The following is a 10,962-nucleotide window of genomic DNA, read 5'->3' on the forward strand; positions in this document are numbered from 1 at the left end:
CGTCGAGGAGGCGCGGCGCGATCGGTGCAGGGCGTGCATCATCGAGTCCATGACGACAGCACCCCCGACCACCGACCCGTCGCCGGGCCCCGGCTCCGCCCCGAAGCCGGAGAGCTCGCTCACGGTGGTCGTCGCGTTCCTCGCGAACCTGCTCGTGGCGGTCGCGAAGACGGTCGCGGCGTTCCTGACCGGGTCGGCCTCGATGGTGGCGGAGTCGGCGCACTCCTGGGCCGACACGGGCAACGAGGTCTTCCTCTTCGTCGCCGACAAGCGCGGCGTGAAGCAGAGGGACGCCGACCACCCCCTCGGCTACGGCAAGGAGACCTACGTCTGGTCGATGTTCGCCGCGTTCGGCCTCTTCACCGTCGGCGCGGTGGTCTCGATCCAGCACGGCATCTCGCAGCTCGGCGCCGCGGAGGAGGCCGAGGACTACCTCGTCAACTACGTCGTGCTGGCGGTCGCGTTCGTGCTCGAGGGCATCTCGTTCACCCAGGCCCTCCGCCAGGCCCGGGGCAGCGCCCGCGAGCGGCAGCTGCCGACCCTGCGCTTCGTGCTGCGCAGCTCGAACTCGACCCTGCGTGCGGTCTTCGCGGAGGACGCCGCGGCCCTGGTCGGCCTCGTCATCGCCTTCCTCGGCATCCTGCTGCACCAGCTGACCGGCTCGGCCGTCTACGACGCCGTCGGGTCCATCCTCGTCGGCGTGCTGCTCGGCGTCGTGGCCCTCGTGCTCGTCGACCGCAACCGGCGCTTCCTGGTCGGCGAGAGCCCGAGCGACGAGCTGGAGTCGACGGTGCTCGCCCGGCTGCTGGCCCGGCCCGAGATCGACCGCGTGACCTACCTGCACACGGAGTTCGTCGGGCCGGGCCGGCTCTACCTCGTCGCCGCCGTCGACATGCGCGGCGACGACACCGAGGAGCACGTCGCCGTCGCCCTCCGCCGCGTCGAGCGCGAGCTCGAGCAGCACGACGCGGTGGAGGAGGCGGTGCTGACGCTGGCTACGCCCGACGAGCCGAGCCTGCAGCCGCGTCGCTGACCGGAGCGGTCGAGGCCGGTGCTCCGGCGGACCCGCGACGGCGCCGGGTCAGCACCACCACAGCGGCTCCCGCCGCGGAGAGCAGCAGGCCCGCGGCGACGAGGGCACGGGCGGAGTCGTCGCCCGTGTGCGCGAGGCGGCGGTCACGACCGGCCGCCGAGGGCGCGGAGCCACGCCCCGTCGGGGCGCTCAGGGTCGGCGCCACCGACACGGCGGGCACGACGGCGGTCGGCACGGCCGGCGGCGCCGGGGCTGCCGGTGCCACCAGGGTGAAGGACCGCGCGACGGCGGGAGACAGCCTGGACAGCGGAGGGGCTCCGTCGCCCGGGGCGACGGGCGTGGGGTCGCCGGGGACGTACTGGGCGACGCTCGCGCTCCATCTCCCGGAGGGGAGCACGGTCCGCCAGGTCCAGGTGCCGTCGGCCCCGACCCGGCCGGGCTGGTCGTCCGAGCCCCATCCCTGCTGGTCGTCGAGCGCCTCGAACCGCACCGCGGGCTGCGAGCCGACGACGCCTCGGCCCGTCATCACGAACTCGACGGCACCACCGAGGTAGGGCGAGGCCGCGCCCACGACGACCTCCCCCTCCGCCGGCGCGACGACGGAGGGCGCAGGAGAGACCGGCACGTCGACCGTGAAGTCGACGGTCCGGCGCCCGACCTCGGCGCCACCGGCGTCGCTCAGCACGACGGTCGCCGACTGCTCGGCGACGGCGTCGTCGGCCAGGGTCACGCGGAGGCTGACCACGGGCCCCGAGACCCCGGACACGCCGTGGACCTCGACGCCGTCCCGGTCGAGGACCGCGAGCGACCCGCCGACGACGTCGGTCTCCACCACGACCTCGTACCCGAGGGAGGTCGTCGTGCTCCCCGACACGGGGCTGACGAGGCGGAAGGTGGTCGTCGGCGCCGCCGCGACGGAGGGTGCCGGGGCGACGATCGGCGCCGGGGCGACAGGCGCGGTCGTGCTCGCCTCCGCCTCGGCGTCCGGTGCCGGGGGCGCGGCGGTCTCGTCGACCGGCACCGCGCCTCCCACGATCTGCTCGACCTGCTCGACCTGCTCGACCTGCTCGACCTGCTCGATCTGCTCGACCTGCTCGACCTGCTCGACCTGCTCGATCTGCTCGACCGCAGCCGGTGCGGCGGACGCCGCCGGTGCTGCCGTCAGGAGCCCCCCCAGGGCGATGGCGACGAGAGTCGGCAGCGCCACGGCGGCCGACACGTTCTTCTTCATGGTCTTCTCTCTCGTGTGGGCCGAGCTCGACGCGGCACCCCCGACCCACCCCGGGCAGCGCGCTCCGGCCCCGCACGGGCCGCTCGACACGACCGTACCCATCAGAGACGAGCCGACCTCACCCCGTGACCGTTCCGTGGCCGGATGTCATCCGCTCGGCGGACGGGGGTCATCACGCCGGGCGAGCTCGTGCCTGCCCGGGGCGCCGTCGGGAGGACGTCCCTGCGCCTCCGGTCGCGACCCCCGCGCCAGGGGGACAGTCCCGGCTCGCTCTTAGCCCGAGCGGGTACCGTGCCCCTCGTGCACTCGTTGATCCGGCTCGTGAAGGCCAACCCCTCCGTCCTCCGCTTCCTGGTGGTCGGGGGCATCGGCTTCGTCATCACGATGGTCATCAACTACGGCCTCAAGCTCTTCGTGATCCCCCAGCACCCGGTCACCGCGCTCGCGGTGGGGACGATCGTCGCGACCGTCGTCTCGTACGTGCTGAACAAGAAGTGGTCGTTCGACGACCGCGGCGACCGCCACACCGCCTACGAGATGCTCTTGTTCGTCATCGTCAGCGTCATCGGCATCGGCCTCAACTCGGCGCCCCTCTACCTCTCCCGCTACGGGCTCGACCTGGAGGTGCCGAACGTCACGCGGACCCACCAGGAGATCGCCGACTTCGTCAGCGGCCCCGTGATCGGCACCATGATCGCGATGGTCTTCCGCTACTGGGCCATGAACAAGTTCGTCTTCCCGAAGCGCGCCGAGCTCGACGATGTCCTGTCGCCGACGTCGCCCTCCACGGCGTCCACCCCGACCCCCGCCCGCTAGCCCGCGCGACCGGCACCCGGTCAGGCCCCGCCGGTCGGCGGCAGACGGTCGTCCAGGCCGTCCGCGACGGGGCCGAGCGCCCGCTCCACGACGTCGCCGAGGGCCGGCCTGCCGACGCCGGAGCCCGCCCACGTCACGACCGAGGTGGCCGCCGCCGCGAGCAGCACCGACGCGGCCACCTCGACGTCGAGGTCGTCCCGGGGGCGCCCGGCCGCCTCCGCCAGGTACGCCGCGACGACCGCCCTCAGCCGCACGCCCCTCACCGCCGCCGACGCCACCACCTCGTCGCCGAGGCCCATCGCGTCGGCCTGGGTCAGCGCCCAGGGCACCCGGTCGGCCGGGTGCTGCCGGGCGACGGCCACCAGCGCCGCCGCCACGGCCCGGACGGGAGAGAGCCCCGAGGAGGCGCGGAGCAGGTCGCCGAGACCGGCCGTGCTCGCGTCGAGGTCGACCCAGAAGAGGTCGGACTTCGCGTCGAACCAGTTGAAGAAGGTGCCCCGGCTGACCCCGGCCCGTCGGGCGACGTGGTCGACGGTCGTGCCCGACCACCCGGCCTCGAGGAAGAGCTCCGCCGCGGCGTCGGCGAGCATCTCGGCCGACGACCGACGCGGGCGCCCGAGGGGCCGTGCCGGGGCGTCGTCGGGGCGGCGGAGGGCGTCGTCGGACATGGCCCCATCATGCCGGTACACTCGGTGGCGGCCCGTTTGTACTGAGTACAACAATGCCGCCCCTCCCCCGGCCACCCCGTGATCCTCCGGAGCACCATGCGCACGCGCCCCCTCCCCTTCCTCGCCCTCGCGACCGTCGGCGCCCTGGCGCTGGCCGGGTGCACCGCCGGGGCGGACGACGCCGGCGACTCCGCGACTCCCGTCGAGGGCGGCACCCTCACCTACGCGACCGGCGACGCCGAGCCCACGTGCCTCGACCCGCACGTCGGCGGCAACTACCCGCAGGCCCTCATCTCGACCCAGTACGCCGAGTCGCTCGTGTCGAAGGACGCCGACGGCGAGATCGTGCCCTGGCTCGCCGAGTCGTGGACGGAGGCGAGCGACGGCCTGAGCTGGACCTTCACCCTGAAGCCCGACGTGACGTTCACCGACGGCACCCCCTTCGACGCCGCCGCGGTCGCCGCGAACGTGGCCCACGTGCAGGACCCTTCCACGCTGTCGTCGACGGGCTACCTCGCCCTCGCGAAGGTCACCGGCGTCGAGGCCGTCGACGACCTGACGGCCCGCATCGACCTGAGCACGCCCGACAGCGCCCTGCTCGAGTCGCTCACGCAGCCGTGGCTCGCGATGGAGTCGCCCGAGGCGCTCCAGCGGCCCCAGGAGGTCAACTGCGAGTCGCCCGTCGGCACCGGCCCCTTCGTCGTCGACTCGTGGACGAAGCAGGAGCAGGTCGAGCTGTCGCGCAACGACGACTACTCGTCGCCGCCCGCCGACGCCGACCACACCGGCCCCGCCCACCTCGAGAGCGTCGTCTGGCGGTTCATCCCCGACTCCGCGGCGCGCTACGCGGCCCTCCAGGCCGGCCAGGTCGACGTGATCGACAACGCCCAGCCCGACACCCTCGTCGCCGCGGAGAAGGACGACGCGATCAGCGAGATCGACGCCCCGCGGCCCGGCGCCTCCAACCGTCTCGAGCTGAACTCGGGCAAGGCTCCCTTCGACGACGAGCGGGTGCGCGAGGCGTTCGTCACGGGCGTCGACGTCGACGACGCGATCGACTCGCTCTTCTTCGGCACCGCCGAGCGCTCGTACAGCGCCCTGTCGAGCGTCGAGCCGCTCGCCTACTCCGACCCGTCGCTGTTCGAGGTCGACGCCGACGCCGCCGGCGACCTGCTCGACGAGGCCGGCTGGACGGGGCGCGACAGCGAGGGCTACCGCACCAAGGACGGCACGCGCCTGTCGCTGACCTTCCCGGTCAGCACGAACCAGTCCATCCCCGCCGAGCAGTCGCTCTTCGAGCAGATCCAGGCCGGGGCCAAGTCGCTCGGGTTCGAGGTCGTGCTGCAGCCCCTCGACCTCTCGAGCTGGTACGGCGCCCTCGCGAGCGACGACTACGACCTGGTCAGCGCGCCGTACACGAAGGTCGGCCCCGACGTGCTCCGCATCCTGTTCGACACGTCGGGCATCACCCCGGCACCGAGCGGCTACTTCGCCAACCACGCCCAGCTCTCCGACCCGGCCCTCGACGACCTGCTGACCCGCGCCTCCCAGACCTCCGACGCCGACGAGCGCGCCGACCTCTACCAGCAGGCCCAGCAGATCGTGCTCGAGAGCCGCACCGTGCTGCCCCTCTACGACCAGCAGAACCACTACCTCGTCCGCTCGTCGGTCACCGGCGTCCGCGCGCTGCCCCCGGTGCAGGCGGTCACCCTGTATGACGCCTCCGTCACCGACTGAGGCCGGGGCCCGGGCCGGGTCCGGCTCGCTCGTCGCGCCTCCGTCGCCCCGACGGAACGGGCCCGGCGGCCGGTCGGGCAGGAGTCGCGGGTCGGCCGAGCGGGCCCTGCGGTGGGTCGTCGGTCGCCTGGCCGGCGCGGTGCTGGTGCTCTGGGCGGTGGCGACCCTCATCTTCTTCGCGGTGCGGCTCGTGCCGGGCGACCCGGCCGAGGCGATCCTCGGCGGGCCGGGCTCGCAGGCGTCGGCCGAGGCCCTCGCCCTCGTGCGGGAGCAGTACGGGCTCGACCAGCCCCTCGTCGTGCAGTACCTCCAGCAGCTGGGGCGCCTCGTCACCGGCGACCTCGGCACGTCGTGGTCGCTCCGGGCCGACGTGGCCGGGCTGCTGCTCGAGCAGCTGCCCGGCACGCTCGCCCTCGCGCTCGCGTCGCTCGTCGTCGCCTGGCTGATCGCCCTGGGCACGGCCTGGTGGGCGACCCTCGGCGGGCGGGCGGCGTCCGCCGTCTCGTCGGCGCTCGAGGTCGTCGCCGCCGCGGTGCCGCACTTCTGGCTCGCGAGCGTGCTCGTCCTCGTCTTCAGCACGCAGCTCGGCCTGCTGCCCCCGGTCAGCACGGGCACGCCCGTCGGCCTCGTGCTGCCGGTGGTGACCCTGGCGATCCCGGTGGCGGGGTTCCTCGGGCAGGTGACCCGCGACTCCCTGCTCGACGCGGCGTCCGCCCCGTTCGCCGTGACGGCGCGGGCCCGGGGCGAGTCGACCTCGGGGCTCTTCCGTCGGCACCTGCTGCGGCACGCCGCGCTGCCGGGGCTGGCCCTGTCGGGGTGGGCGTTCGGCTCGCTGCTCAGCGGCGCCGTCGTCGTCGAGTCGGTCTTCGCCCGGCCGGGCCTCGGGCGCACGCTGCTCGGGGCGGTGACGCTCCGCGACGTGCCCCTCGTCACCGGCGTGGCCCTGGCCTCCGCCCTCGCGTACGTCGTGGTCGTCGCGCTCGGCGACCTCGCGGAGCGCGCCGTCGACCCACGGGAGCGGGCCTCGTGACGGTGCTGCCCGTGCTGCCGGGGGCGCCGGGACCGTCGGAGCCGTCGGCGCCGCCCGCGCCGCCGCGGGCGGGCTCCGGCCGCCGGAGACCCCGGAGGCGCGTGCGGCCCGTCGAGGCCGTAGCCGCCGTCGTGCTCGCGGTGATCGTCGTGGCCGCGGTCGCGCCGGGGCTCCTGGCGCCCGGCGACCCCCTCGCCGTGTCGCCGGCCGACGCCTTCGGCGCGCCGTCGCTCGCGCACCCCCTCGGCACCGACGAGTCGGGGCGCGGCATCTGGACGCGGATCGTGCACGGCGCCGGCGCGTCGCTGACGATCGGCGCCGTCGCGACCCTCATCGGCACCGGCCTCGGCGTGCTGCTGGGCGTGGCCGCCGGCTTCGGCGACGGGCGCTGGCCCGGGCGCGTCGCCGACGCGGGCGTCAGCCGCCTGCTCGAGGTGCTCTTCGCCCTGCCGGGCCTGCTGCTGGCGCTGGTCGTGATCGCCTTCACCGGGCCCGGCTCCGTGCCCGCGACGCTCGCCGTCGGCCTCGCCACCGCGCCCGGCTACGCGCGCATCGTGAGGACCCAGGTGCGCCGCGTACGGCGCTCGGCCATGGTCGAGGCCGCCGTCGTGCTCGGCCGCCGGCCCTCGACGGTGCTGCTGCGGCACGTGCTGCCGAACGCCCTCGCGCCCGTGGTCGTGCTGGCGACGCTCGGCCTGGGGCAGGCCGTCGTCTGGGCCTCCTCGCTGAGCTACCTCGGCCTGGGCTCGCCCCCGCCCGCGCCCGAGTGGGGCGCGATGCTCTCGGCCGGCCGCACCTACGTGCAGGTCGCCTGGTGGATGACCGTCTTCCCGGGCCTCGCGGTCGTCGTCACGGCGGCGGCGTCGACGATCGTCGGTCGCGGCCTCGCCCGACGCGGAGGCACCTCGTGAGCGGCCCGGCGCTGCTCGAGGTCGACGGGCTCTCCGTCGCCTTCGGCGGGCCGCCGGTCGTCGACGACGTCTCGTTCTCGGTGTCGGCCGGCGAGTGCGTCGCGATCGTGGGCGAGTCGGGCTCGGGCAAGAGCGTCACCGCACGGTCGCTGCTCGGCCTGAGCGGCGGCCGGGCCACGGCCCGGGGCCTCCGCCTCGGCGACACCGACCTCACAGCCCTCGGCGAGCGCGGCTGGCGTGCCGTCCGCGGGCCGCGCATCGGGCTGGTGCTGCAGGACGCGCTCGTGTCGCTCGATCCGCTGCGACCGATCGGCCGCGAGATCGACGACGCCCTCCGCCTCCACACGTCCCTCGGGCCGCGGGGCCGCCGGGAGCGTGCGCTGGAGGCGCTGGTCGAGGTGGGCATGCCCGAGCCGGAGGCGCGGCTCAGCCAGCGGTCGGGAGAGCTGTCGGGCGGGCTGCGTCAGCGGGCCCTGATCGCCGCGGCGCTCGTGCTGCGCCCCGAGCTCGTGGTCGCCGACGAGCCGACGACGGCCCTCGACGCCGAGGTGCAGGGGCTGGTCGTCGACCGCCTGGCGGCGCTCCGCGACGGCGGCACCGCGGTGCTCGCGATCAGCCACGACCTCGGCGTCGTGCGTCGGCTCGCCGACCGGGTGGTGGTGATGCGCGCCGGCGTCGTCGTCGAGACGGGGCCGACCGAGCAGGTGCTCGGCGACCCTCGGCACGAGTACACGCGGCTGCTGCTCGCGGCCCTGCCGCGCGGCGTGGCCCGCGGCGCCCGGCTGTCGCCCGCGCCCTCCGCACCTGCCCGCCCCGCGCCTCCCGCGCCCGTGCCCTCCGCACTTGACCGCCCCGCGCCTCCCGCGCCCGTGCCCTCCGCGCCTGACCGCCCGGCGCCTCCCGCGCCGGTGCCCTCCGCCGAGAACCGCGTTCCGTTCCATGAACGGCGTTCCACCGCGGTTCATGGAACGGAACGCGGTTCATCGCGGGTCGGAGCCGGGCCGGCGCCGGAGGTGGTGCTCGCCGCGAGCGGGCTGCGCCGGGCGTTCCCGGTGCGGGGCAGCACGCCCCGCGTCGCCGTCGACGACGTCTCGTTCGAGCTGCGCGCCGGCGAGACGCTCGGCCTGGTGGGCGCGTCCGGGAGCGGCAAGACCACGACCGCGCGCCTCCTGCTGGGCCTCGACGACCCCGACGACGGGGCGGTGACGCTGCTCGGCGAGCCGTGGGCACCGCTGCGCGAGCGGGAGCGCCGAGGGCGACGAGCCCTGCTGGGGGCGGTCTACCAGGACCCGGCGAGCTCGTTCGACCCCCGCTGGACGGTGGGCCAGCTGCTAGCCGACGCCGTGACGAGCGGGCGCGTCACCCGGCCGGGGCGGGTGTCGACCGAGGTCGAGAGGCTGCTCGACCGGGTGGGCCTCGCCGCCGACGTCGCCGAGCGACGCCCCGGCACGCTCTCCGGGGGTCAGCGGCAGCGGGTCGCCGTCGCGCGGGCCCTGGCCCCCCGGCCCCGCGTGGTCGTCTGCGACGAGCCGGTGTCGGCCCTCGACGTCTCGGTGCAGGCGCAGGTGCTCGACCTGCTCGACGAGCTGCAGCGCGAGGAGGGGCTGGCGTACCTGTTCATCTCGCACGACCTCGACGTGGTCGCCCACATGAGCGACCACGTCGCGGTGATGCAGCACGGTCGCGTCGTCGAACACGGCCGTGCGGCCCGGGTGTTCGGCGAGCCGCAGCACCCGTACACGCGGGCGCTGCTGGCCGCCCGGCCCTGAGCCAGTCCCCTACGAGCGCGTCGGCTCCGCGGCGGCGGGCCGCCCGCCGAGCTCGCCCTCGCCCGTGCGGTCGCCCTCGCCGCCCTGGCCCTCCGGGCGGATCACGGCGATCGGCCCGGAGTCCGCGAACGCGAGGCCCCAGTCCGACCGCGCCACCTCGCTGGTCTCGTCGCGGTAGGCCTCGATCAGCTCGTGCGCCTCGGCCTCGGTGGCCACGGTCGGGCCCGAGCCGAGCAGCGGCTCGTTCGCGGTCTCCTTCGTGAACCACACCGCCACGAGGCCGATCACGGCGGCCGCCATCAGGTAGAAGGCGGGGATGTCGTGGGCCCAGCCGAAGCCGCGGCCCTCGGCCCAGACGACGAGCGCCTCGGTCGCGAGCGGGGTCGTGCCGCCGAAGAGCGACACCGACACGTTGAAGGCGATCGCGAGGGCGCCGTAGCGGATGATCGTGGGGAAGAGCGCGGGCAGCGTCGACGGCATGGTCGACGTGAACGTGACGAGCACGAGGCCGAGCACGAGCAGGCCCGCGAACGACAGCACGCCGTTCTCGCTCTGCACCATGCGGAGCGCCGGGAACGACAGCACCAGGAAGCCGATGCAGCCCGCGAAGAGAACGGGGCGCCGGCCGAAGCGGTCGCTGAGCCGCCCGCCGAAGGTGATGACGAGCATCATCAGCACCATCACGACGATGATGAACAGCAGCCCGCTGGTCGCGTCGCGCCCGAGGGTGTTCGACAGATAGGTCGGCATGTACGACAGCAGCATGTAGTCGGTGACGTTGAAGACGAGCACGAGGCCGACGCAGACGAGCAGGGCGCGCCAGTTCTCGCGGAACAGCGACAGGAGCGGCACCTTCTGGTGCTCGCGCTCGGAGGCCTCGGCCTGCTGCTTCTGGAAGGCCGGGGTCTCCTCCAGCTTGAGCCGCAGGTACAGCCCGATCAGGCCGAGCGGGCCCGCGACGATGAACGGGATCCGCCAGCCCCAGCCGAGCAGGGCCTCCTCGCTCAGGCCGAGCTGCAGCGCGGTCACGAGGGAGGCGCCCAGCACGTAGCCGCCCAGGGTGCCGAACTCGAGCCACGAGCCCATGAAGCCGCGTCGCTTGTCGGGCGAGTACTCGGCGATGAAGGTGGCGGCGCCGCCGTACTCGCCTCCGGTCGAGAAGCCCTGCAGGAGTCGCGCCAGCAGCAGCAGGATCGGTGCCCACACCCCGATGGTCGCGTAGGAGGGGATCAGGCCGATCGCGAGCGTGCCCGCGGCCATCAGGATCATCGTCATGGCGAGCACCTTCTGCCGACCGATGCGGTCGCCGAGCGGGCCGAAGAAGGCACCGCCGATCGGCCGGACGACGAAGGCGGCCGTGAAGGTGCCGAAGGTGAAGAGGATGTTCAGGGCGTCGTTCCCGGGCGGGAAGAAGACCTGGGCGATGGTGGTGGTGATGTACGCGTAGACGCCGAAGTCGAACCACTCCATGGCGTTGCCGAGGGCGGCCGCGCTGACGGCGCGCTTGAGCATCGACTCCTCGACGACGGTGACGTCGTCGGTGGTGAGTTCTCGACGACGGGGCGTCGGGGCGTTCTTCCTGGCTGACATGGTGCGAGTACCTCCGGATCGGGGGACGGAGCGCGACCGCGGTGTCGGGCAAAAACCCAGGAAACCTAGCAGCGCTGCGCCGGAGCCGCCAGTGCGGTGGCTGCAACCCTGCGCTGACCGCACGTTTCCCTGGCGGCCGTGTCGGCCCGCGTACACTGACCTGGTCCACATCCAGGC

General features: G+C 74.5%; 9 protein-coding genes. 6 read left to right on the forward strand and 3 right to left on the reverse strand.

The features are described from left to right. Nucleotides 1-49 precede the first annotated feature (49 nt). Nucleotides 50-1,033, forward strand: coding sequence for a cation diffusion facilitator family transporter (locus IFT45_RS00165; RefSeq protein WP_192126101.1), 984 nt, complete (start codon nt 50-52; stop codon nt 1,031-1,033). Here the strand turns inward: IFT45_RS00165 and IFT45_RS00170 are convergent. Continuing rightward, nucleotides 996-2,264 carry an LPXTG cell wall anchor domain-containing protein gene (locus tag IFT45_RS00170; RefSeq protein WP_192126103.1) on the reverse strand — a complete coding sequence of 423 codons (1,269 nt, stop codon included), beginning with the start codon at nt 2,262-2,264 and terminating at the stop codon, nt 996-998. The two genes, IFT45_RS00165 and IFT45_RS00170, sit on opposite strands and share 38 nt — an antisense overlap. A 300-nt stretch (nt 2,265-2,564) precedes the next feature. Here IFT45_RS00170 and IFT45_RS00175 point away from each other — a divergent pair, with 300 nt between their 5' ends. Next, nucleotides 2,565-3,080: a GtrA family protein gene (locus IFT45_RS00175; protein ID WP_197981312.1), complete on the forward strand. Its 516-nt coding sequence runs from the start codon at nt 2,565-2,567 to the stop codon at nt 3,078-3,080. A gap of 20 nt (nt 3,081-3,100) precedes the next feature. Here IFT45_RS00175 and IFT45_RS00180 read toward each other — a convergent pair whose 3' ends face one another. Then, nucleotides 3,101-3,748, reverse strand: a complete 648-nt coding sequence (locus IFT45_RS00180; protein ID WP_185233130.1) for a TetR/AcrR family transcriptional regulator — start codon at nt 3,746-3,748, stop codon at nt 3,101-3,103. Nucleotides 3,749-3,844: 96 nt separating this feature from the next. On the opposite strand from IFT45_RS00180, the gene IFT45_RS00185 reads away from it, so the two are divergent. The 4 genes from IFT45_RS00185 (at nt 3,845) to IFT45_RS00200 (ending at nt 9,195) form a co-directional block, all read left to right on the forward strand. Beyond that, the gene (locus tag IFT45_RS00185) at nt 3,845-5,485 is read left to right on the forward strand and encodes an ABC transporter substrate-binding protein (protein WP_192126105.1); all 1,641 of its coding nucleotides are present in this window, start codon (nt 3,845-3,847) and stop codon (nt 5,483-5,485) included. Continuing rightward, entirely contained in the window at nt 5,463-6,515 is a 1,053-nt protein-coding gene (locus IFT45_RS00190) for an ABC transporter permease (protein ID WP_192126107.1), read from the forward strand. Before IFT45_RS00185 ends, IFT45_RS00190 begins: the two co-directional genes overlap by 23 nt. Before the next feature lie 101 nt (nt 6,516-6,616). Continuing rightward, nucleotides 6,617-7,426, forward strand: a complete 810-nt coding sequence (locus IFT45_RS00195) for an ABC transporter permease subunit (protein WP_192126109.1) — start codon at nt 6,617-6,619, stop codon at nt 7,424-7,426. Continuing rightward, the gene (locus tag IFT45_RS00200; protein ID WP_192126110.1) at nt 7,423-9,195 is read left to right on the forward strand and encodes a dipeptide ABC transporter ATP-binding protein; all 1,773 of its coding nucleotides are present in this window, start codon (nt 7,423-7,425) and stop codon (nt 9,193-9,195) included. Before IFT45_RS00195 ends, IFT45_RS00200 begins: the two co-directional genes overlap by 4 nt. Nucleotides 9,196-9,204: 9 nt before the next feature. Here IFT45_RS00200 and proP read toward each other — a convergent pair whose 3' ends face one another. Continuing rightward, nucleotides 9,205-10,785, reverse strand: coding sequence for a glycine betaine/L-proline transporter ProP (proP, locus tag IFT45_RS00205; RefSeq protein WP_192126112.1), 1,581 nt, complete (start codon nt 10,783-10,785; stop codon nt 9,205-9,207). Between the last annotated feature and the right edge of the window lie 177 nt (nt 10,786-10,962).

Source organism: Frigoribacterium sp. CFBP 13707, assembly GCF_014842245.1.
Taxonomy (GTDB): domain Bacteria; phylum Actinomycetota; class Actinomycetes; order Actinomycetales; family Microbacteriaceae; genus Frigoribacterium; species Frigoribacterium endophyticum.